The organism is Psychroserpens sp. S379A (genome assembly GCF_049800755.1).
Taxonomy (GTDB): domain Bacteria; phylum Bacteroidota; class Bacteroidia; order Flavobacteriales; family Flavobacteriaceae; genus Psychroserpens.
In genome coordinates this window covers 156,403-180,659 of the sequence record NZ_JBNAFQ010000005.1, presented here as the reverse complement: position 1 = coordinate 180,659, position 24,257 = coordinate 156,403, and the positions used below count along the sequence as shown (strand labels likewise).

Annotated in this window: 20 protein-coding genes; 7 read left to right on the top strand and 13 right to left on the bottom strand. The window is 30.1% G+C overall.

From position 1 onward, the window contains the following. Window position 1: 1 nt before the first annotated feature. Window positions 2-1,720: a TonB-dependent receptor domain-containing protein gene (locus ACP15M_RS12650; protein ID WP_425077574.1), complete on the bottom strand. Its 1,719-nt coding sequence runs from the start codon at window positions 1,718-1,720 to the stop codon at window positions 2-4. A 4-nt stretch (window positions 1,721-1,724) separates the two neighbouring features. Further along, a complete protein-coding gene (locus ACP15M_RS12645; RefSeq protein WP_425077573.1) occupies window positions 1,725-4,748 on the bottom strand; it encodes a tetratricopeptide repeat protein in 3,024 nt (1,007 codons plus the stop codon). A gap of 228 nt (window positions 4,749-4,976) precedes the next feature. Here ACP15M_RS12645 and ACP15M_RS12640 point away from each other — a divergent pair, with 228 nt between their 5' ends. Continuing rightward, window positions 4,977-5,660, top strand: coding sequence for a cell division ATP-binding protein FtsE (locus ACP15M_RS12640; RefSeq protein WP_425077572.1), 684 nt, complete (start codon window positions 4,977-4,979; stop codon window positions 5,658-5,660). Continuing rightward, the gene (locus ACP15M_RS12635) at window positions 5,653-6,393 is read left to right on the top strand and encodes a class I SAM-dependent methyltransferase (RefSeq protein WP_425077571.1); all 741 of its coding nucleotides are present in this window, start codon (window positions 5,653-5,655) and stop codon (window positions 6,391-6,393) included. Before ACP15M_RS12640 ends, ACP15M_RS12635 begins: the two co-directional genes overlap by 8 nt. On the opposite strand, the gene ACP15M_RS12630 is transcribed toward ACP15M_RS12635, so the two are convergent. Beyond that, window positions 6,390-8,012, bottom strand: coding sequence for a hypothetical protein (locus ACP15M_RS12630; RefSeq protein WP_425077570.1), 1,623 nt, complete (start codon window positions 8,010-8,012; stop codon window positions 6,390-6,392). The two genes, ACP15M_RS12635 and ACP15M_RS12630, sit on opposite strands and share 4 nt — an antisense overlap. Before the next feature lie 108 nt (window positions 8,013-8,120). On the opposite strand from ACP15M_RS12630, the gene ACP15M_RS12625 reads away from it, so the two are divergent. Further along, window positions 8,121-9,014: a hypothetical protein gene (locus ACP15M_RS12625; protein ID WP_425077569.1), complete on the top strand. Its 894-nt coding sequence runs from the start codon at window positions 8,121-8,123 to the stop codon at window positions 9,012-9,014. On the opposite strand, the gene ACP15M_RS12620 is transcribed toward ACP15M_RS12625, so the two are convergent. Further along, a complete protein-coding gene (locus ACP15M_RS12620; RefSeq protein ID WP_425077568.1) occupies window positions 9,011-9,838 on the bottom strand; it encodes a 2OG-Fe(II) oxygenase in 828 nt (275 codons plus the stop codon). The genes ACP15M_RS12625 and ACP15M_RS12620 overlap by 4 nt on opposite strands. Before the next feature lie 54 nt (window positions 9,839-9,892). Here ACP15M_RS12620 and ACP15M_RS12615 point away from each other — a divergent pair, with 54 nt between their 5' ends. Then, on the top strand, window positions 9,893-10,780 hold the full coding sequence (locus ACP15M_RS12615) for a glycosyltransferase family 2 protein (RefSeq protein WP_425077567.1): 888 nt from the start codon (window positions 9,893-9,895) through the stop codon (window positions 10,778-10,780). A gap of 50 nt (window positions 10,781-10,830) precedes the next feature. On the opposite strand, the gene ACP15M_RS12610 is transcribed toward ACP15M_RS12615, so the two are convergent. Continuing rightward, window positions 10,831-12,687, bottom strand: coding sequence for a S8 family serine peptidase (locus ACP15M_RS12610; protein ID WP_425077566.1), 1,857 nt, complete (start codon window positions 12,685-12,687; stop codon window positions 10,831-10,833). Between the two features lie 2 nt (window positions 12,688-12,689). Then, window positions 12,690-13,508: a hypothetical protein gene (locus ACP15M_RS12605; RefSeq protein ID WP_425077565.1), complete on the bottom strand. Its 819-nt coding sequence runs from the start codon at window positions 13,506-13,508 to the stop codon at window positions 12,690-12,692. A 255-nt stretch (window positions 13,509-13,763) separates the two neighbouring features. Here ACP15M_RS12605 and ACP15M_RS12600 point away from each other — a divergent pair, with 255 nt between their 5' ends. After that, window positions 13,764-14,714, top strand: a complete 951-nt coding sequence (locus ACP15M_RS12600; protein WP_425077564.1) for a glycosyltransferase family 2 protein — start codon at window positions 13,764-13,766, stop codon at window positions 14,712-14,714. Here the strand turns inward: ACP15M_RS12600 and ACP15M_RS12595 are convergent. Together ACP15M_RS12595 and ACP15M_RS12590 are read right to left on the bottom strand one after the other, a co-directional pair. Continuing rightward, window positions 14,697-15,104 carry a sugar 3,4-ketoisomerase gene (locus ACP15M_RS12595; RefSeq protein ID WP_425077563.1) on the bottom strand — a complete coding sequence of 136 codons (408 nt, stop codon included), beginning with the start codon at window positions 15,102-15,104 and terminating at the stop codon, window positions 14,697-14,699. The genes ACP15M_RS12600 and ACP15M_RS12595 overlap by 18 nt on opposite strands. A 110-nt stretch (window positions 15,105-15,214) precedes the next feature. Next, entirely contained in the window at window positions 15,215-15,952 is a 738-nt protein-coding gene (locus ACP15M_RS12590; protein WP_425077562.1) for a glycosyltransferase family 2 protein, read from the bottom strand. 119 nt (window positions 15,953-16,071) lie between these two features. Here ACP15M_RS12590 and ACP15M_RS12585 point away from each other — a divergent pair, with 119 nt between their 5' ends. Then, window positions 16,072-17,220 (top strand): glycosyltransferase, encoded by a 1,149-nt coding sequence (locus ACP15M_RS12585; RefSeq protein ID WP_425077561.1) that lies wholly within the window; start codon window positions 16,072-16,074, stop codon window positions 17,218-17,220. Here ACP15M_RS12585 and ACP15M_RS12580 read toward each other — a convergent pair. The 4 genes from ACP15M_RS12580 to ACP15M_RS12565 all read right to left on the bottom strand — a co-directional run bounded on the left by ACP15M_RS12580 (window position 17,210) and on the right by ACP15M_RS12565 (window position 21,997). Further along, window positions 17,210-18,460, bottom strand: coding sequence for an O-antigen translocase (locus tag ACP15M_RS12580; RefSeq protein WP_425077560.1), 1,251 nt, complete (start codon window positions 18,458-18,460; stop codon window positions 17,210-17,212). The two genes, ACP15M_RS12585 and ACP15M_RS12580, sit on opposite strands and share 11 nt — an antisense overlap. 136 nt (window positions 18,461-18,596) lie before the next feature. Then, window positions 18,597-19,892 carry an O-antigen translocase gene (locus tag ACP15M_RS12575; protein ID WP_425077559.1) on the bottom strand — a complete coding sequence of 432 codons (1,296 nt, stop codon included), beginning with the start codon at window positions 19,890-19,892 and terminating at the stop codon, window positions 18,597-18,599. Continuing rightward, window positions 19,893-21,020, bottom strand: a complete 1,128-nt coding sequence (locus tag ACP15M_RS12570; protein ID WP_425077558.1) for a DegT/DnrJ/EryC1/StrS family aminotransferase — start codon at window positions 21,018-21,020, stop codon at window positions 19,893-19,895. It abuts the gene before it with no gap. Beyond that, window positions 21,017-21,997 (bottom strand): GNAT family N-acetyltransferase, encoded by a 981-nt coding sequence (locus ACP15M_RS12565; protein ID WP_425077557.1) that lies wholly within the window; start codon window positions 21,995-21,997, stop codon window positions 21,017-21,019. Before ACP15M_RS12565 ends, ACP15M_RS12570 begins: the two co-directional genes overlap by 4 nt. Before the next feature lie 113 nt (window positions 21,998-22,110). Here ACP15M_RS12565 and ACP15M_RS12560 point away from each other — a divergent pair, with 113 nt between their 5' ends. Then, window positions 22,111-23,427, top strand: a complete 1,317-nt coding sequence (locus ACP15M_RS12560) for a hypothetical protein (RefSeq protein WP_425077556.1) — start codon at window positions 22,111-22,113, stop codon at window positions 23,425-23,427. A gap of 29 nt (window positions 23,428-23,456) precedes the next feature. On the opposite strand, the gene ACP15M_RS12555 is transcribed toward ACP15M_RS12560, so the two are convergent. Beyond that, window positions 23,457-24,176: a glycosyltransferase family 2 protein gene (locus ACP15M_RS12555; protein ID WP_425077555.1), complete on the bottom strand. Its 720-nt coding sequence runs from the start codon at window positions 24,174-24,176 to the stop codon at window positions 23,457-23,459. Window positions 24,177-24,257 lie beyond the last annotated feature (81 nt).

Here is a 24,257-nt window from a genome sequence, read left to right as displayed (position 1 = left end):
TTTAAAAATCAAACTGATATGTTGCTCCAGCTAAAAATTGAATGCCTTGAACAGGATAATTCATCCAACGTTGGTAATCTTGATTTGCTATATTATTTACTTTTGCAAAAGCTGATAGTTGATTATTGATTTTATAACCAACATGAGCATTGAGGTCGAAGAAACTATCTAAAGTAATCGTCTTAGGTGGATCTACTGGTAAGAAACTTTGTTCAATTGCAAACAAATCTTTACGTTCGCCTACAAAAAACAAGTTCGCTCCTGCAAACCAATGCTTACTAATTTGATAATCTAAAAACAGAGAAGCTTCAATGTCTGGCAAGTTCCAAGCTTCGGCTTCATCATCTGTGTTATACGCAAAATACTCAGCTTTCATTCCTAGTGTAAAGTTTCGATTGACATCTACATTTAATTCTCCAGCAATTGAAAACGTACTCACATCATCGTAAACAACTTCTAAAGAATTTCCAAGTTGATACTTTTCTTCAGCGATACCTAGACCTGGATTTGTTTTAAACAAAGCTCTGTTATTATCCGCTAAATAATGTCCACTAATGTTATAACTTAAAGTATTTGACAATTTTCCTTTAAGTCCGATTGATGCATTATAAGTTTGATCTGTTGGTACAATAAATAATGTTGGTGACACAAAGGGATTTGCTTGTGCAAAGTCGTAGTATGAATTTTGAATCAAACCACCTTCAATTCCTCCATAAGCAATCATTAGTTCATCAACTAGTCTATAACTTGCAGTTATATTTGGATATACAAACAACTTATTTTCACTAGCTTCAGTATCATTAAGATATACCAATTTCGCTCCTAAATTCACGGTTAAATCGTCTTGTATCATTTGGTAACTTGGTGCAATACCAATATTAAAGTTACCGTATTTTAGTTCTTCATCAACAAAGTAACTCCTATCAAAAGCACCACCAATATAATCTATAGTAACTTCGGTACTAATAAGCTCGTCACTAACAAGAACATCAAACTCTGATGCTAAAACAAATCGGTTTTCGCCAGAATCTTGATTATCGCCAAATCTTCTGTACAAAACACTTCCTTTATTAATAATAGCATCTTCAAAATTAATATGACCTCCAATGTTAGCTGAATAGAACGAATGATCTACGTCAAATTTATCGATATCCTGATCTGGTAATCCATACCAGTTAAAGGTTTGCAGTTGAAAACCTCCATTTACTTTCCACGAATAATCACTTTGCTTTTGACTATAATGTACATTTAAACCTGTTTCAGAAAAGTGATTATCAAACTCAACACCATCAATATCACCAGCCGAAGAATGATGACTAAAATAACCACCAACACGTTCGCTATTGCTTAGTTCATGATTAAGATAAACTTCTCCTAATATTGTTGTATAAGTACCAACACCTAAAGACGCATAATTATCGTATAACCTTACAGGCTTTTCCTTATCAACAGTAGCTGCTTTTCCTTTTGCTGGTGTAAACGTTGACGCTACAGGAATAGAAAAAATATTGTATTTAATCTCCTTTTTCTTTGCTGTTGTAGAATCGTTTAAACTTGGTGTTTCTTTAATTTTAAAAGCATCAGAAATTTTAGGTGTATATGGTTTTACAACATTTACAGTTCCTGCGTCAATGGAATCATTTTCCTGTTCTTGAGCCATAGACACAACAACATTTAAGCTAAGAATGAATAAAATTATATGTTTAAATCTGAAAGTCATACTTTTAGTTTTGTTCCGTTTCTACTGAAGCATTCGTTTTAGCTTCTTCAGTTTTTATTGTATTTAATTCGGTTTGTGCTTCAGTGACAACATCGTCAAATTCTGAAAAATTAGTAATCACACTTTCCAAAATATAAGTCGCCTGAAATGCGTCTCCTAAGGCATAAAAGTTTTTTGCCATTAACACCAAACCTTTTGCACTGTAATATTTATAACTACTATAATCTTGTGCTAATTTTTGTACCACTGTATTTGAAGCTTCGTGTTTACCTTCTTTATTTTTAAAATAGGCATTGTAGTATAGCGCTTCAGCAGCTATAATACCATTGGCAATTGTTTCAACTTTTGCATAAGCAGTTTTAGCTTTATCTTCATCACCAGTTTTTATTGCAGAACGTGCTATAATAATTTGAGCATCACTTTTTACTTTGTTATCTAACTTAGAATTTAACAGTGTTTTTTCAGCATAAATTACAGCCTCATTATAAGCTTCAGTTTGGTAATAGGCATTCATTAAATTAGAATGTGCATAAGTTATGTTTTGAGGATAATCTGCTTCTACTTCTAATCGTTTCAAAAGTGGAATTGCTAAATCCCAGTTTGAGGCATTGAGATGTGTTTCAGATAATTTCACTATGGCTTGCTCTGTAAACTCACTTTTAGGTTTATTGACAACATAGTCATAATGCGGACGAGCATTTTCTGACAACTCGTTTTTAGAATACAATTCAGCAATATAGAAATGTGATTTTAAAGCGTGAATTCCGTTTGGAAATTCATTTAAATACTTATTAAACTGGCGAATAGCTCCATCTGTATTGTTGTCTAAATATTGCTTTTCGGCAGCTAAATACATGGCATTATCTAATTCTGCATCAGTGACGTCTACATAGTCTAAAGTTTTTACCCAAGCTGCATAGTCGTCAACACGACCAAGATCTATATAAATTAAACGTGCAGTTGCAACTGCTTGATTTGCCTCATCTGTAGATGGATAATCTCGAGCCACTTTTTTAAGCTTTGTTAAAGCAAGATCATTATCATTGTCGTTATAATAGAGTAAGCCTTGTCGCAATAAGCTTTTAGACACAAAAACACTATTACTATACTCTGTATTTAATCGATCATACATTGCCAGAGCTTCACTCTTGTTATTAGATTTTACATACGAATTTGCCAGTTCGTACATGGCATCATCACGTAAAGCAGATTTTGGAAACGCTGTTATAAAAGCCTCTAAACCTTCTATTTTTTTTGAAGCTTGATTGGTATAGCCATAACTTATAGATTTCTGAAACGATGCATAATCAGATTCTATTTCGTTGATTTGAATGGCCTGCTCGTAGGCAGTAATTGCTTCATTATAATTTGAAGCCACAAAATGACCATCACCTAATCTTAGGTAAGAATCGTTTAATCGTAACTGATCGTCTTTATGATGATTTATAAATGATTGAAAACTTGCTGTAGCCTGATTATAGTTTTTAAGTTTGAAATAGGTATAGGCTAAATTATAATCTATGTTATTAATTTCTTCAACTTCTGAAGCTTTATCTTGCTGTTTAAATTGTTTAAACCCAATTAATGCATCGTCAAAATTGCTTAAACTATAATCGGTTTCGGCTTTCCAAAATGTTGCTCTAGCAGTAAAAACTGGAGCTTTAGCTTCCTTGATTGATGCGTCAAAAAGGGTTTTAGCTTCTTGATAATCGCCTTCATTATAAACTTCAACTCCTCTATAAAAAGCAACTTTTTGATACGCCAAACGATGTTCAAAACTCTTTTTGTTATTTAGTAGTTTAATCGCTTCTTTGTAGTTTTTTGATGTGATGTAGGAATCTATCAATAAGGTTTCAATTTCTTCCTTATAATTCGTATCAGGATAGGCATCTAAATAGGTTGTCAATACTTGTGGAACCGATTGATACGGATTTCCAATATCGTAACTAATCTTTGCGTAATTCAACCAAGCATCTTCCTGAATCTGTACATCAAAATCCATTTGCGATGCATTTCTAAAGGCATTTAAGGCTTCCTGTTTTTTATTGAGATTGATATAACTTTCACCTAAATGATAATAGGCGTTTTGAGCCACTGCATTATTGCCATCAATAATTTTATTGAATTCGGAAATGGCATTTTCAAAATCATTTTGCTTGTAGTAGGCATATCCTAATTGGTAATAATCTGTATTATTCCATCGTCCACGAGTGCCTTTGTAAGCTTTTAAATACGGAATCGCTTCGGCATATTGTTCTAAGTTAAAATGACTTTCTCCAATAATTTTTGACAATTGTGATTTTTCTTGCGGACTACTGTTGTCAACCTGCTCTTTTGCCAACTCAATAGCTTTTTCGAATTTGCCAAGTTTAAAATTCAAATCCGCTTGATAGTAAGATAGTTTCTCTTTGTATTTTTCTTTATCACTTACTTGATCAAAATACTCATTAGCCGTATCATAATCGTCTCCTTCGTAAGCCATAAAACCAATATAATACTTAGCTTGCGAGCCATATTCTTTAGAATCAACTACTCTATTAAGATATTTGTTTGCCTCTGTTTCACTTTCAGTAGCATACAAACTATAGCCATAATTAAAATTGAATTTCTCACGATCTGAACGTGCTAGACTATCTTCATCAACCTTGTCGTACCATTTTCTGGCATATGCATATTTCCCATTGGTAAAATAATAATCAGCAACATCTAAAAACGCTGTATTACGTTTTGTACTTGTAGGATAATCATCTACAAAATCTTGAATTAAATCATCGGCATTTTTCTGATTTAAACGTACTGCACAATTGGCAATATAATACGCACAATCTGACTCTATGGTATCGTCATCTACTATTTCCTTTAAGGTTTCAAACAGCGACTGAGCTGCTTGATATTGTTGATTATTGTATAAGGTTAATGCCTTTTGATAGTCTACTAAATCACTTGTATAAGTAGCCGATTGTTGTGCTTGCAGATATAAACTACACCACAAAAAAGTAAGTAAGACACTTAGTTTTCTGAAAGTCATTAGGTTCGATTTTAATTGATGACAAAAATAAATTATCTGCAATCTATAACGCAATAATCGTGCTATAATTATACACAGACTTATTAAAAAAGACTCCAACGATATGATTATGTTACATCTTAAATTACTAGTCATACGTCTTAACGTATTTTAAATAATCATTTTTATGAAATTGATTTATTTTTATAATACATTTACATTTTAGAATATCTCTTTTTAAACTTCATTATGTCTGAAACTGTTTTACAACTTAAAAACGCATCTATTTATCAAGGTGATAATATGGTATTATCTGATGTTAATATAGAAATGAACAAAGGTGATTTTGTTTACCTCATTGGAAAAACAGGAAGTGGTAAAAGTAGTTTTATGAAAACACTTTATGGCGATTTGCAATTAACTGAAGGAGAAGGTCAAATTGTAAATTATGACTTAAGAACTATGAAAGAGAAAGACATCCCTTTTTTAAGACGAAAATTAGGCATTGTGTTTCAAGACTTTAAATTATTACCAGACAGAACTATTAATAGCAACTTAGAATTTGTACTAAAAGCTACAGGCTGGAAAGACAAAACTAAAATTGCCGAACGCATTGAAACTGTTCTTGATAAAGTTGCCATGAAAACTAAAGGATTTAAATTTCCGCATGAATTATCTGGAGGAGAACAACAACGTATTGCTATAGCGAGAGCGTTGTTAAATGAACCAGAACTTATCTTAGCCGATGAGCCTACAGGGAATCTTGATCCACAAACCAGTATTGAAGTAATGGAAGTCTTAAGAGACATCAATAAAAATGGAAACACCATTTTAATGGCTACACATGATTACGCTTTACTTTTAAAATACCCAAGTAAGACGTTAAAGTGCGATGAAAACAAGGTGTTTGAAGTGGTACAGAAACGTGTATAATTTTCTCAAAAAAAACATAAAACGCTTACTACCTAAATCTTTTTTATTTAAAAACGAACTGTTTTTTAGATACTTCTACGGTATTTTCTATTCTGGAAACACACAGCAATGTAATGTTTGCGAAAAGCATTTAAAGTCTTTTATTCACAAAAGCAATAACGATTTGTTATGTCCTTTCTGTGGGAGTTTATCTAGAACACGAAGACTTTGGTCTATATTAAACTCAAGAAACAGTATTAAAGGTAACATACTACACTTTTCTCCTTCGAGAAGCATATTTAGAAAACTTAAGAAACTAAACAATATTAATTACTTCAGCTCTGACTTTGAAAATGAATTCTTAGCAGATTACAAATTTGATATCACTCAAATTAATGAAGAAAATGAAACATTCGACACCATTATCTGCTATCATATTCTTGAACATATTATTAATGATAAAGCTGCTATTTCAGAATTATTTAGAGTTTTAAAACCAAAAGGTAAAGCTATTATACAAACACCATTTAAAGATGGAGACATTTACGAGGATTTTAGTATTACTTCACCTATAGAACGCGAAAAACATTTTGGTCAAAATGATCATGTGCGAGTGTATTCGGTTTTAGGACTAAAAGAACGTCTAGAAATTGCTGGATTTAAAGTTGAAATTGCATCCTACAATACTTCAGAAAAAGATGCATATCATGGATTTAAGTCTCCTGAAACCATCTTGATTGCCTCAAAAAACTAAAATCCTAACCACTTGAAAAAGCGGATCAAGAAATTATCTTTTTCTTTAGGAGTTTGATTTAAAACTTCCTCGTCAAATTCTATAATAAAAACACCAAAATCAGATACTGTTTTTTTAGCCTTCATATTATGAAGTGGTTTTTCAAACGCAGTTAATTGCATTGGAAATGTAATTTTAAAATCTTGTGGCACTTGTCCAGATTTTGCAACAACATTAGGATTTTCAACATCATATATTTTAAACTTAATCCTTGGTTTTACATTATATTCAGAAAAATCTACTACAACATCATTTCCTTTTTTATCAAATAAGGCAACAGTATATTTATTTTTATGCTGACTATGATTAGATATATGCAGAACACTATCGAGTTTAAATTTAGTAATCGGAATCACTTTACTTTCAATATCCAGTTGAAAATCGCGTCTCCAAGTGTTTAAAGAATGATCAGCAGTTCTTGTGATTCGATAAGGTGTACTGCGTCTACAATAAATGGTATTATAATTAAAATCCCAATGCTGATAAAAATCTAAAATACGAGGACCAATCTGAACATTTCCTGTGTAAATAGTGTTGTTAGTAAAACGTAGTGATTTTGCCAATAAGAGCCTTAAAGCATTATAACCTCCAACAATAATATTATTGTCTACTACAACATTTTCAATAGGAGCTGTATGATTAAACCCTAATGACAATGAAGGTGCATTACCTAGCAACACTCCTTTTTCGCTTTTTGTATTGTGATAGAAAACATTATTAAGTACCGAAATATTTTCAGCAATATTAATTCCATTTCTATCATCAGAAGCAACAATAACATTATCTCTATGAACACCTGAAGGCGAGCCACTATTGAAGATGATATTATGGTCTAATGTTATATTCTTTACATATTGATATTTTGCATTTTTTCCAGCAGACCACACTTCAATACCTTTATAATAATTATTAAAAATGATATTGTTTTTTATAAGCCTTACTTCATCACTTTTATTCTGAACATAGATGCCTTCTCCTCCACCTTTTCCAACTTTAGACATAAAACCATTATTATAAATCATACAATCTTGAATAATGGTTGCCGCTCCATGTTTCCACGAGCCCATACCTAAGCCAGGAACATTATAAATTTTAAGACTATAAAACCTGCAATTTTCTCCAGCAAGATGCCTCAAACCCGTTGTTGATTTGAAGTCAGAATCCTTTTGATCTCTTGAAAACTCTCCTAGCCAAGTAATTTCAAAATTTTTAAAAATCACTTGCTTTCCTCTTACTTCAAGTACAGCTTCTTTTGAAGATTCTACATTTCCATTGATAATTACTCGTTCATTATTGTATGCCGAAACTGTGATATAAGTATCAGGTTCTAGGCTTTTAATTTTACTTATATATCTCCCATTATACACACCTTTATGCAACCAAATAACATCACCTCCATTTACAACATCAGGCTTTTGATTTAATGCGGTTTGTAAATCCCAAGGATTATCTAAAGTACCTGTTCCGTCTTCCCTTCCTGGTGTTTCATTATGCGATTTTGGGAACACATGAAATTCCTGTTGCGCACAAATCATTGTACTAAAACCTATACTAAAAATAATTGCTAAAATGTGTTTCATGGTCTTAAATTGACAAAACTCATACCAAATATAAAGCAACAATAAATTATAGCGATTAATATATAATCTAAATTATTGTTTTAGTTTTGAATAAACTTAATAAAATCTATGGGTTTTATATTAAAACGATTATCCCAAAAGAATAGTTGGAATAAAATTTTTAAGCAACGGCTTACTGAGCCTTTACACCTCAATATTATTGCGCTTTTTGTTTTAGTTTTTGGTTCGTTTAGAAAAAAAGTAGCTTACGACTTAGTCATTAGACCACAACATGCTTTTGGTTTATTACATGCTGCAGATCAAGCTAAAGAAAAAGGATTTAAAACAATAACTGTTATTGAGTTTGGTGTAGCCAATGGTGCAGGTTTAATGAATTTGATTGAGATTGCTAAAAAAGTAACAAAAGCAACTGGTATAAAAGTTAATATTTATGGTTTTGATACTGGAGAAGGCATGCCAGAACCTATAGATTATAGAGATCATCCAGAGTATTATAATAGTGGTGATTTCCCAATGAACAAAGCGTTACTTGAGGAAAAAATTAAAGACAAGGCAACCATTATTTACGGACCAATAAAAGAAAAAATATCTAGTTTTATTGCTAGTATTTCTGAAGAAGCTCCTATTGGGTTTGTTACAATAGATGTTGATTATTACAGTTCTACAAAAGACGTATTAGAATTGTTTAAAGCAAAAGCCACATATTTCTTACCATTAACCTATGTCTATCTTGACGATATTTTTATGCCTCATCACAATAAAAAATGTGGAGAATTGCTAGCTGTAGAAGAACTTAATAACGAACAACCACTAAGACAATTAAGCTATCACAGATTTTTTGAAAATCAACGTGTTTTTAAAAACGCTAATTGGGTAAAACAACTGTATTATTTTCATGTTTTAGATCATCCTTACAGATCAGATTTAAAAAGAGATCGCAATGCGTATGTACTAGACAATCCGTATTTAAAATTTGAAGGCAATAAAAAGCAATTTGATTAATCTTCCTTTTTATAAACATGTGGATTTTTACGAATTCCTTTTTTAAAGACCTTTCTAACTAACATTCTAAGGCTGGCATCTAAATCTAAAACAAGATTAGTAAATGTATCTTCAGGACGACCTCTAAATTTAGTGACATGAAACTTATCGGTTACTTTTAAAGGCTCATCACTAAAATAGTAGTTTGAAATACAGCATCGACTTTTATCGACTAAAACTTGATTTACAGAATGCCAAGATGTATCATGAGTTGCCATAACTGCCAATCTGTTAAACTTACTTTCAATAACCATAGGTTCTTTTTTAGGACCATTAGGCCAAAGTTCAAGATGACCTCCATTTTCAGTTGTCCAATCTGGTGTTACATAATATAATAGATTTAAAACTCGCCAACGCTCACGTTCAGCATCATGTGAGTTATCTAAATGCGGATTTAAAAAATTATCCTTTGCCATTTGTGACAAACCACCAGCATATAAAGACTCGTCAGCATACAACGAATTGATATTGCAAATTTCACCAATAAGGTTTACAATCTTTGAATCTTGAAAGGCATACAGCACCTCTTCTAACAAGGTGTCGTGTTTGTTCATTTGAGCAGACACGTACTTGTATTCACGAATACTTTTTAAACATCGCATTTCGGAAGGCTTCGGAAACACATCGAAGCACTGTTTAGCTAAATCTTCAGGCAGTAAATCATCAATATAAAAAAAGCCAATTTGCTGTTTTGAGGCTTCATAAGAAGCTTTCAGTTCTACTTGTTTTTCTTTTATCCTGTTGAAAATAAGTTCTGAAATATCTTTAGATTTAGAACTATCCATATTAGTCTTTTTAAGTACTGCAATGTAACGCTTTTAATTCTTATTTTAGCAGTCATGATCTCTGTATTGATTCCAGTTTATAATTACAATGTTGTTAACTTAGTAACACATATTCACACGCAATTGCAACTATGTAATGTGCCTTTTGAAATTATGTGTTTGGATGATGCCTCTACTTCTGATATTGTTCTTGAAAATGAAAAACTCTCTAATTTAGATTTCACTAAATACCTTATAAGCAATAAAAATCTCGGTCGAACTAGTGCAAGACAATATTTGGCTGAAAAAGCTAATTACGAATGGCTTTTGTTTTTAGATGCTGATGTAATTCCTAAAACTGAACAATTTATAAACAATTATTTAAAATATATTAATCACGAACATGAAGCCATTTATGGTGGTTTTGCTTACTACAAAAAACAACCTGAACCAGAATACATGTTACGATGGAAATATGGATCAACTCATGAACAGCTTAGTGCTCAAGAGCGAAACGCAAAGCCTTACAAAGTGATTATTTCGGCAAACTTTATGATTAAAAAATTGGTGTTTCTTGATATTAATTCTCAAATAGCACAAAAAGGTTATGGCTTTGATAATTTTTTTGCTGCCATACTAAAAATGAAAAAAATTAAAGTTTTTCATATTAACAATGAAGTGTATCATTTAGGCATTGAAACCAGTAAAACCTATTTAAGAAAAAAAGAAAAAGCCGCTGAAACTTTACTTAAACTCTATAACTTAGATAAAATAAAAAGTCATCAAAATGATTTACTCAAATTGTATATACAATTAAAACGATTTAAATTACGTTTTGTGTTTTCTTGTATACACAAGGTTTTTAAAGCTAAGTTTGAACAGCATTTAACAGGTAGCAATCCTTCAATGACAATGCTTCAGTTGTATCGAATTTGTTATATATGCCATTTAGATTTGAGTTAAAAAAATAGGCAATCTCAAATTTTGAGATTACCTATTTTAAATAACTAATATTACTTCTTAACTATTTTTTGAGTGTGTATATTCTCTCCTTTTAAATTATAAAGTTTTACAATATAAATACCTTCATTCAAAATATTTAAATCTAATAAAGGCACTTCTTTTAAGTACTCCTTAGCAATAACTTCAACACCATAAAAATTATACACTTTAATTGCTGAAATATTATCTAATGAGTTATCCTCACTTAAGATTTTTATTTCTCTATCTACAACCGTAGGTACAATTTTATATTTACTTAATTTAATATTTTTTATATCCTCATTTGAGTTTGACTTTCTTAAAGTTGTTGTTGGAGGAGGTGGGCAATCTGCTGCTATTGTATTATCTATTTGTAAATCTATATAACCTCCAGATTGAGGATAATAATCTCCACTTAAAATTTCAATATTATTACGTGCCCTAAATTTTAATTTTGAACCTCCAGTCACATCATTATTGGTCATTTTAATTTCATAAGGAGCAGTGACTAATTTATAAAACCATGGCCTATATAAAATACGGTCTTTAACCTCAACAGTACCAAAAGAATCATACATGTCTTTAGCCATTTTAACTGCTTCATAAGCATCCAATTTGCCTGCTCCTAGCTTACCATAATATGGCAAATTTTGAGGCAAATGATCTATTTTTACAGCAGTGAGTTTTAAAATAGTCTCAACTTCTTTTGGATCTATACAATAATTAACATCAAACATTAATGCTACTGTTCCAGCCACAATTGGAGAGGCAAAGGAAGTTCCTTGTGATCGCATATACCCATTAGTCACATTGGTTCCAATTCTAACCGCAAGAGAAACATAATATCCTGGAGCTGCTATGTCAACAGAATCATTATACTGATGTGGTCTAGATACTCCATCTCGCAAAAGGTTATGACTGTTATAAAAAGATTGCCATGCTGGACCTGTTGTGCCATAACTCCATGTATTGTCTTCATGACCAATACTTGTAACGGAAATTACATCTTTATAAGAAGCTGGTGTATAGTAATCTGTAGAACTAGGGTTACTTGAGTTAGGAGCTCCATTACCAGCAGCTGCAACGACAACAACCCTTCTTAAATTAATAATTTCATCATAAACATCTGGTGTTATAGTTGGAGGATGGCTACTACGAGAACCAAAACTAGCATTAATTACTTTAACTTCAGGAAACAAAGACAAATCGTCTACTACATTAGAAAAACCATTTGCTGCATATATATATGAATCAAAACCAATCGCAGAAATCCCTTTACCATTATTAGTATCACCTGCGGCTATTGATGAAACAGCTGATCCATGATCGTACCCATTAGGATTATTATTATTGTTTACAACCACAGCTAAAGTAGATTTTAAATCATCATGATCAACCATAAATTGTGTATCAGCAATACCTATTTTAATATCACTACTACCTTTAGTTATATCCCATGCTTCTGGAGCACGAATAAAATCGAGCTCTACTTGATCGGCAACTGTATAACCTCCGTTTGTTCCATAATCATTTGGTTCATAAAGCAATTCCCTGTCTGCATCTTCAACTCTTGGATAATATGTTGAGAATTGATTTAAAAGATCGTGCATAAGTTCAATATCATCACATTCAACTAAATATATATTTTGTAAAGAACTTTTGTTCGAATTTTTAAATTCATGTTGTACATTATATATTTTATAAGTATTAACTAATATATCCAATGACGTGTTTCCTGTGTTTGAATACGCAATTCTTTTTTCATTGCTATTATGTGTTACATTAAGTATGTAACTAGAATTAGGAATCTCAACAAAAAACATCGGGTTTTCTTGTGCTAAGATAAAGTTGTATGTAAGAAAACATATAAGTATATAAATTATTTTCATAACTAATCCATTTTAGTTTTCAATTCATCTACTTCCTTTTTCAGCTCTATGGTGTAAAGTGTTAATTCTTCTATTTTTTGAAGCAACAATTTATTCATTTCACCCAACTCTATCCCATTAGCTTCAACTTCTTCAGCGCTTGGTATGTCTTTTAAATGACCATGTTCTTTAATATAATTTTCAACATCTTGCAAAGTTGGTAAGATGTAATTATCGTCAAACACAAAATCTGCCCAGTCCGTATATACTTTTACAGCATGTGCTCTCATTTTGCCATTTATAGATAGCTTGTATAAATCTCCATTATCATTATAAGAATCAGTACCAATTGTCACATAGCTATTTTCCTTTGAAAGTGACATATACACATTATCATTACCATCTTCATGTAATTCAAAAAAAGAGCTTTGATTTTTATCATAATAGAATAAAGTACTAGAACTTCCCGTATCGGCAAAGAACCTCCATCTAGTATAATTTGCTCGATCATTTACGCCTATTAGAACTCTAGAATTAGGGTTCAAGTTAGATTGCGGAAAATCATATAAATTTAATAGATGACTATTATTTGCTGCTTCAGTACCTAAACCAATAACTTTACATTTGAAATTTCTATCAACATAATCAATAAATGTTGATCCGTTTGAAACAGTATTATTAATAATTACTTTATCTGCTTTAATAGTTCCTACAACTTCCAATTCTTCTGATGGTGTCGTCGTCCCAATACCTACGTTACCAGTTGCAGGAAAAGGTGAAGTGTTTTGTGAATTAGCTGTAAAAACTATGACCAACAAACTTAAAATAAATAATTTTTTCATAATATAAAGATTTAATTGTTAATAATTCAAACTAAAAAAAGCAATAAATTCTAGTGCATACTTTATTCAAGTATGCCTCTTTTGTGTCAACAAAATTATTTCTGAAAGGGAATTTGTATTAGGACTATAAATATAGTAAATTATTTACTAACAAGGCGTAAATATTCTATATTAAATTGTTAATTTAATTAGACATCAATATATATAAGTTCAGATTAGATTAAATTTCTGTTACATTTGTTCTGATAAATCAAAATGATAAAACCATACTTATCCATAATCATTCCGCTTTACAATAAGGAAAAGCACATTAAAGACACACTTGATAGTGTTTGGGCTCAAAGTTTTACAGATTTTGAAGTGATTGTTGTTAATGATGGGTCAACCGATAAGAGTTTAGAGGTGATTCAATCTATTAATGATGAGCGATTACAACTATTTAGCATAAAAAACCAAGGCGTATCACATGCTCGAAATTATGGGATTTCTAAGGCTAACTCAGATTTAATTGTGTTTTTAGATGCAGATGACCTTTGGTTAGAGCATCACTTACAAGACTTAAAAGAGTTGTATGAAGAGTTTCCTAATTGTGGTTTGTATTGTAAGGCTTATAATAAACAAGATGGAAATATTATTATTCGTTCAAAATTCAAAAACATTCCTAGTGATTTGCTTTGGAAAGGTATTGTAGATGATTACTTTGAATCGAGTTTAATTAATAGTATTGCATGGACTTCGGCTACAATGGTTCCAAAATCTGTTTTAAAAAAAATTGGCACTTTTGATACTAAAATTACTTTAGGTGCTGGTGAAGATACAGATCTTTGGATTCGTATTGCATTACAATATCCTGTAGCTTTTAGTAATAAAATTTCAGCAATACATCAATTACATTCTGATAACAGAATAAGTAACTCCAACACAAACATTAGGCAATTTATTAATCTAGACAATTATAATGCTCAAGCCGAAACTAATTCTTCTTTAAAACAATATCTTGATTTAAATAGATTTGCTATTGCAATTCAATATAAACTCACTGGTAATTCTGAAAAAGCCGATTTATATACTGATAAATTAGACAGCAAATCATTGAATAAAAAGCAGCGCTTTTTATTAGCTTTACCTACATGTCTTTTAAAACTATTTTTTAAACTAAAACAATTCTTGAAAAAGCGAGGCATTCAACTAAGTAGTTTTAGATAACTTAAACTCATTATAATCTCGAATATATTCTTCTTCTTCGTACTCCGTTGAAGCAAGAACCAAACATACAGATCCAGACGAAAAATTTTCAATTTCACGCCAAATACCTGTAGGAATATAAAGTCCAATGTGAGGTTTATTAAGCATAATTCGTTTGCGAGAATTTCCATCATCAACTATAACATTAAAACTACCACTTAAAGCTAAAACCAAAGAGTGTTGTTTTTTATGTGCATGTCCACCACGATAAGCATCACTTGGCACATCATACAAATAATACACACGCTTCATTTCAAATGGAAAGATGTCTTTTTCAATAACTGACAACTTACCCCTTTCTTCATGAACATTAGGAATTTCAATTATAACTACATCATTTAATGTATTCATTTTATCTTCTCATTTAATGATTCACACGTACATTTAAGAAATATTCTCAACGTAAAACTCTTTTAATTCGATCTTAATTAATTCAACAATTTGTATTTCTTTAATTGTCATTATTTCAAGTTTTTATAATCGTTAATTCCTTTTAATCCAACTTTAAGTTTTCTAAAAACCTTAGAATGAATTATAAATTTATGGCGCACTAAAAAGAGTACAAACTTTAACAGCCAAAAATACGCTAAAAAATTGTGCAATTTGTAATTCAAAGCTGAGCGAGCATAAATGATACGATCACTCCCTAAATCCATTCCAGAATTCTCTTCTGGATGCGACACAACAAATTGATTACAAAAATAGCTCTCTGATCCTTTCTGTACGATCTCTCTAGCTAAAATATACTCTTCAGCTGTTGTAAATTGACTCCCTAAGCCAAATCGTTCATCAAAAGAAATTTGTAATTTTTCTATGTTTGCAACATTAAGTGCTATTTCCCATGAAATAACACCTTTAATTGTTTTTAAATTATATTGATAATTCGTATTGGCATATTTTCTATAAGCTTTACCATCAAAATTTTTAGCCTTAAATGTAATAAGATCTGCTTTAGGTAAATTATTAAAAGCACTAAGAACTACTTTATAAAAGTCTTGCTCATAAATAACATCATCATCAGAAATAAGTACTATCTCGCAAGAAGCATTTTGCAAGGCTAGGTTTCTACTTTTAGACAAACCTTTTTCACTAGAATTAATCACTCTTATATTTTCATCATCAGAAATTAATTTCTTATCTAAAGTTGTTTGATTCACAATTAATACTTTAAACGCTTTAAAATCATTATTAGGAAACATTTTTGATAAAAAATCAAGTGATGTCCTGTTTTGTGTAGCTATCAAAACTTCTAAAGCAGTATATGGATTGTGTTGTAAAGTCAATATCTCTATCTTTGGAACAAATGTATATAATATAAATGAAGATTTTATTAGTAGGCGAATATAGTAGGCTTCATAATTCTTTAAAAGAAGGTTTAATAGAGTTAGGTCACGATGTTGTTTTAGTAGGTAATGGAGATACTTTTAAAAATTATCCTATTGACATCAATATTGACAATTCGTTTTCAAAAAAATATATTCCTTCTATATTAAGAAAAATTTTCTTTAGGTTGTTAAAAATTGATTTAGCTGATTATGAAACCATCTATAAATTTAAAAAAGCCTTACCTAGGTTAACTGATTTTGACATCGTGCAATTAATAAATGAAGACGCATTATGCATTAAACCTACTTTTCAACAAAAATTACTTAAAACTCTATTTAAACAAAATAAAAATATTTTTTTGTTATGCTCTGGTCAGGATTATGTGAGTATTTCTTATGCCCTAAAAAACAAATTAAAGTATTCGATACTAACTCCATATTTAGAGAATTCTAAATTAAAAAAGAAATATCATTTTTCGTTAAAATATACTTCAAAGCCATATTATAATCTTTATAAATTTATAAAAAACAATACTATAGGTGTCATTGCTACAGATATAGATTATCATATTCCTTACCAAGGAAAAAGTAATTATCTAGGGTTAATTCCAAACCCAATCAATATTGATAAAATCACTTTTGAACCTATAAAAAAAATTGATACAATTAAGATTTTTCATGGCGTAAATATCGCCTCATCTACTCAAAAAGGCAACATTCATTTTAAAACTGCTTTAGAAATAATCTCAAAAAAACATCCTAATAAAGTAGAAATTATTACAACATACAGTATTCCGTATAAAGATTATATTAAACGCTATAATGAGTGTCATATTTTATTAGATCAAGTATATGCTTATGATCAAGGTTATAATGCTCTTGAAGCTATGGCAAAAGGAAAGGTTGTTTTTACTGGAGCTGAACAAGAATGGTTAGATTATTATAATCTAGAAGAAGACACTGTGGCTATTAATGCCTTGCCAGATGCAGAAAAAATAGCAGAAAAAATAGAATGGTTAATTCTCAATCCTCATAAAATTATTGAAATTTCGCAAAATGCTAGAAGGTTTATTGAAAGAGAGCATCATTACATCACAAGTTCAAAAAAGTATCTTGACATTTGGAATTCTACTACTCATTAATGTCGTTTGATTTACTTTTAAAATAGTACCAAACCGCAAATACAACCACAAGAAAATATAAAATATACCTATAAAAGTGTGCAATAACAACACCTTCGGCTCCATACAAGTCTACATAATGTTTTGATAAGAAATAAAACAAACCTAAAGAGACAAACTCAGTAATAACAAAACTCCAAACCATTCTTTTAGCATGAAATTGATAAGATAAAACTAAGGTTGCTAATCTTACAAAATCTCCTAATAATTGCCATTTAAATAAAGGCTCAATACCTTCAAAATTTGGATAAACTATACTAATAATTAAATTTCTAAACATATAGACTAAAATCATCCCAACACCAAATAGTGGCAAGATGGTTTTATATATATATATTACCTCATTCTTAAATTCACGCCCTGTATTAATTTTAGCAAATTTAGGAATCACATAAAGTGTAAATAAACTAGCTGAAAACACCATATAATTTCTAGATATAAAATTAATAGCCGTCCAATAACCTGCCTCTTTAATATTAATTCTATTAGCTATAGTGGTCCTTATATCAATTTCGATATAGTTAATCAATACAGAAGACACAAAAGACATTAAAACAAAAGCCAAAAGTGGTTTTGCAAATGAAAAGTTTAAACTTAATTCGTTAAGTTTAAGGTATATTTTAATTTTTTTATAAGCAATGTATAGAATAACTGCAAAACTTATTAAAGGCGAAATAATAATTGAAAACAAAACTCCTTTAAGACTATAGTAGTATAAGAATATTAATAAAGAAACTGTGGCTAGCAAATAACCACTAAGTTCAATTTTTGCATACGATTTATAATCAGATTGTCCGTTTATTATACCATACAATATTCTATTAATACTTATTACTGGGAGTATAAATGCCAAACACTTAATTATGCCTGCATAAACATTGGCTTTAAACAATTTAAGCGAGATAAATTCGGCATTAAAAAAAATAATTAAACCAGTAACTAAAGCGCCTAAAAAACCAAATATAAAAGCAGTTGAAAATAGATTTGAAAGCTTCTTTTGCTCATTTTCAAATTCTGCTACATATTTTACAATACCATTAAATGTCCCAAGGGAAGATGTACTAGTTACAATTTGTAACAAATTTCTAATCTGACCAATTTTTGCAATACCTGCTTCTCCAAGGTTTGTTGCTAATAAACGTTGAATAAACAGTGATACCACTAACCTAATAAAAATGACAACAGCATTTAAAGATGTCATTTTTAACAACAGATTCTTTTTAATAAACCCTTTAAGGTCGATCACGTTATATTAGGTTATTAGGTTATTAGGTTATTAGGTTATTAGGTTATTAACGCTCATAAATATACTATTAGTTTACAAACTATCATTTAATTCATTCTTCAACTATCACTCCAAAAAGCGAATTGCTAAAAACCAACAACACAACTAGAAAATACATAGCATAACTAAAAAAATGTCCCATAACAGCACCTTCAATGCCATAGAGCTCTATTAAATAGACACTCGTTAGATACAACATTATAACTAAGAAAATTTCTATCACTATAAATTGAGCAAACATCTTTTTTGCTAAAAATTGGTATGCGATTACAATAGATAACACTTTTACAAAATCGCCTAATAGTTGCCATAAAAACAAATGTTCAACTGGCTGAAAATCTTGAGAGAAGACCAAGCTAACTATAAATGGACGCAAAAAATAAATAACCAATAATCCTAAACCAAATATTGGCATAACCGATTTATAAAAGCCAAAAACCTCTTTTCTAAACTCTTTTTTACTATCAATTTCACTAAATCTAGGAATGATATATAATGTCATAATTGACATGACAAACATGAGGTAATAATCTGAAATTCGATTCATCGCCTCCCAATATCCTGCTTGTTTTATTCCAAGCTCTTCTATGATAAAATTACGAATCAATATAGAAGCAAAAGGTAACGCAATTGAAGTCACCATTGCCATTACAGCATAAGGAGCAAATCGTTTTAACACATCCATACTTACATGTGATATTTTGATTTGAGCCATTAAACTTCTTCGATTAATAATACCAACCAAGGTGATTAAAAATATAAGAGAAGGTGCTATTACTGCTGCCACTAAAGCACCATCAATGTGATCAATATAAATAAGATACAAGGTCACTGCAAGTCCGAGAATCTGACCAATAATATTGATAATCAACAGCATTTTAAAATTTGAAAAACCGTTCATAATCCCAAAACAAAACATGTTCAAAGCATAAAATGGCAATGCTAATGCTAAAATTTGAATCACATAAGCATAGTTGTAATTTGCTGAAAAGAGAATATCATTTATAAATTCCGCATTGTAATAACACAAAAACGACATTAAAATAGTGGAAAAGAAACCTAAATAATATGTTGTAGAAATGGTTTTACACAATTCTAGAGTATCGTCTTTATACTTAGCTACTGTTTTTACAAAACCATTATAAAATCCAAGTATCGCAAAAGATTGCACACCACTTATAAAATTTCGAAGATTTCCAATAAGTGCCATACCTTCTACTCCAATAAAAACAGCTATTGCCTTAGACGTTAAAATTCCAGCAATTATTTTGGTTGCTATTGTAGCCGAATTAAGATGCGCTACTTTAAACAGCACATTGGTATTAATGTACTTGATGAGTTTTTTCAATTAGTAATGATTTAGGACATTAATAACAGTTTGAACCTCTTCATTAGTCATCACTGGACTCATTGGAATACTTACCACAGTATTATGAATAGATTCTGTTACAGGCAAATATAAGCTTTTAAAAGACATCAGCGCTTTTTGTTGATGTGGCGGAATAGGATAATGAATTAAAGAACCTATACCTTTACTATCTAAATATGATTTGAATTTCTCTCTATCAGTAACTCTTACCACAAAAGCATGAAATACATGAGCTTCAGCATTGTTACATTCTGGAAGCTGAATGTTTTCATTCTGAATGCCTTCAGCATATAACTTAGCGATTTCTCGTCTTCTATTATTGTCCTTATCAAGATAAGTGAGCTTTAGATTTAAAAATGAAGCTTGTAATTCGTCTAAACGACTGTTAACTCCTAAAGTCGTATTAACATACTTTTTTGAGCTCCCATAATTTCGTAATAATCTAATTGTATCAGCCAATTCTGCATCATTTGTAGTTACAGCTCCAGCATCTCCTAAAGCGCCTAAATTCTTAGAAGGATAAAAGCTAAATCCAGCAGCATGAGAAAGGTTTCCTGCTTTTTTTTCATTGGTGCTGAATGCTGTCGAACTATCAGAAGTTAACACGGCTCCATGTGCTTGAGCAGCATCTTCAATCACTAAAAGATCATGTGCTTTTGAAATTGAATTGATAGCTTCCATATCTGCTAACTGACCATACAAATGAACTGCTAAAATTCCTTTTACTTTAGAAGTGATATGCTTTTTAATTTCTGAAGGAGAAATATTAAACGTCGTTTCATCTGGCTCAACAAACACAGGTTGTAAGCCAGCATTTATAACAGCCAATATACTTGCAATGTAAGTATTAGCAGGCACAATAATTTCATCGTTAGGCTGTAATTTACCAAGTTCTATATAACCCTTAAAAATTAGTGTCAATGCATCTAAACCATTAGCTACTCCAACACAATATTTAGTTCCACAATAGTTTGAAAAATTAGTTTCAAATGATTTGACTTCGTTGCCAAGAATGTAATGCCCAGAATCTAAAAACGATTTAAATTTAGATGAAAATTCGGTTTCAAATCTTGCATTGATTTTATGTAAATCTAAAAACGGAATCATACGAATACATCATTCAAAAGGTTATAATTTTTTGTATTAACGTTGTAAAAGTCATGAATTATTGTTCTTGCTCCAAAACTTTCTTTCCATTTTAGTAAGCCTTGATTAATATGTTGTCCGTTATTTTCGTTAGAAATACCAAAACTAAAATAGCGTTTGTTTTTAAAAACTATAGTTATCAATTCATTAAAAATAGCATCTAAACCTGCCAATTCTTTTTTTGAAGCAATGGTAGAAATGTATTGTGCATGAGCAACATATTCGGTTTCAAAAATGGTCACACCTGCAATAATTTCGCCTTTAAAAGAAGCATTAAATTGTCTGATATGATTTGGAAACTTCGTCTTCAATTTACTTATTTCTTCAACTGAATGCGTAGGCATTGCTTCATGCTGTTCTTGTAAGTTAGGAATGAGAATATGGTTAAAAAATGTATCAAACCCATCAACCTCTTCTACTTTGATGTTATTTAACTTTGCCTTTTTTAAATTACGTTTTCTATTAGAAGAAGTCATTTTTAATGGATGATGCTTATCTATTACCGAAGAGGTATCTCGTCTTACAATTTTAGCTTCCGTTTTAAACATTAAATATTCTATTTCATCACTTGGAAATTTATGATAAATTTTAGGCAGTAATTTCAAATTTAAACCATCAATATCATTGTCATCTAAAAACTTTAAAACAGTTTTAAATGCTTCTAACACATCAACAAATTTAGAGTCCTTTTTTAACAACAAGCCACCATAACTTAGTCCTTGATGAGAGTATACCTGATTGTCTTTTCGATTTGCTGGCAGTAATGCAACAAGGCTATTATTCTTATAAATCATTAACGAATAATCTTCAAAACGATCTTGATGGTAGTCCATAAAATCTCTTTGAAATAAAAATGTAGCATTTTTAGAAACTGCTACAAATTCATTCCATTGATGTTTTTGTTCTAATTGATATGGTTGTATTGAAAAAATACGCACTGAATAAATTTTTCTTTTATAGTCACTTTAATTAAATACAAAGTACAATAATTTAAGTGTTAAAACCTGTTTTAGATTCAATTATTTATATTTGATTTATTAAAAATAAGCTTTTGAAACCAAGACAAATATTTAAAGAAAAGTATCTATTATTAGTAACCTATAGTATTGTTTTCTTTTTTACAATATTTCAAAAAGCAATATACTCTCCTGATACTAGTGGATATCTATTAGCATTACCATATAGACACTTAGGTTATGTTATTTTTTCTAAAACCTTTCTTTTTGTTTTTGGAGATGCTTTTGACATAGCTGTTATTTTTTTTCAATCTATTTTTGGTCTTTTTGCTGTGAATTTTTTCTTAAAGAAAGTGTCAATACTTCTCCATTTAAACATTGCATTAAAGATATTATTATTGGGCATTTTACTTTTTCCTTTTTTCAGTCCGCTTTATGTCGCTAATAACATTTGTCCAGAAGGTTTAAGTTATCCTTTATATTTACTCTTTGTAGCTTTAAATTTAGAATTCATTTTCAATCATAATTCAAAGGTATTAAAGTACATTTTTATTGTGTTTTTAGCTTTAGTTTTCACTAGAGGTCAGTTTCTTTTTACATCTTTAATTTTTGCGTTTGTATATTTACTTCAAAACAGAACACAGGTTTTTAAAAAATCGGTTTTAATACATTTATCAGTTTTAGTTTTAATTCCAATTGTTGCAGTCTTAGGAGACTTAAGTTATCACAAACTAAAAGATGGCATTTTTATGACTACGCCTTTTGGATTTGTAAATATGTCTACATCTGCATTTTATGTCTCTAATAGTGATGATATCAAATTAATTACAAATAAAGATGATAGAGTAATTTTTGAATCTTGTTACCATTCTCTTACTCGACAAAAACTATTATTATCTCAAAATAAAGCTAAAAATTATAGAGAACAATATGAGCATTTTCAGAAAAGTTTAGTTGCAATTTGCAATTTAACAATACATGAATCTGGTACTGAATATTATTTACAAAAACATCTACCAATTTATGAAGATGATAATTTTGCCTCTGCAAAATCATTTTATGAAATAGATCAAACGTGTAAAAACTTAACCTTTATATTAATCAAACAAAATTTCAAAAAATGGATTCAGCTTTATTTTGCAAATATTTTACACGGATTTCATCATTGGTTTATTTTTATAAGTATTGCTTTTTCCCTTCTTTTCAGTTTATTTAAACTAATGTCCTCTTACAACAAATGGGATGCATTACTATTTATTTTCTCTAGTCTATCTATACTAAACGCGATGTTAAGTGCTTTGTTTACCTATTCAATACCAAGACTTTTATTTTATAATTATGCTATGATTTTCTTATGCTTTATAATTTTGACAAAACTATTAATGCAAGAGATTAAAATGAGAAAAAACTAACTCGTGAAGAAATTAATTACTTTGTTTTATTAATTAGTGATACTATATTTTATAATGCAATAAATGGCTCTAAATCCATCTCGCCATCCTATCTTTTTTCCATCTTCATAGGTTCGTCCATAATATGAAACTCCAACTTCATAAATTCGAATTTTCGGGATTTTTGATATTTTCATTGTCACTTCAGGTTCAAACCCAAACCTCTTTTCTTTCAATTTAATATCTTTAATTATATTCGTCTTAAACAATTTATAACATGTTTCCATGTCTGTAAGATTTAAATTTGACAACATGTTTGAAAGAAATGTTAGAAATTTGTTCCCTATGGTGTGCCAAAAAAAGAGTACTCTATGTGGTTGACTTCCCATAAATCGAGAGCCATACACCACATCTGCAAAACCATCATTCATTGGTTTTAAAAGTCTATTGTATTCTTCTGGATCATACTCTAAATCCGCATCCTGTATAATTAAATAATCTCCACAAGCCTTAGAAATACCTGTATGTATTGCAGCTCCTTTTCCTTTATTCTTCTCATGCTCATAATATCGTATATCTAACTCAGGATTTGTTTTAATATAAGACAGTATATGTTCTTTTGTATCATCACTACTAAAATCATTTACAACAATGATTTCTTTAATCATGCCATCAATGAGCTCAACTTTTTTAATCTTATCCAAAATCAAGTGAATTGTTTCAGATTCATTGTAAGCTGGTATTACAATAGATAGTTTTAAGACTTCCATAAAATTTAATCTACATTAGGTCACGAAAATTAACACTTTTGTAATGAACAAATAAATGTTTTAAACAAAAAGAGGAACTTA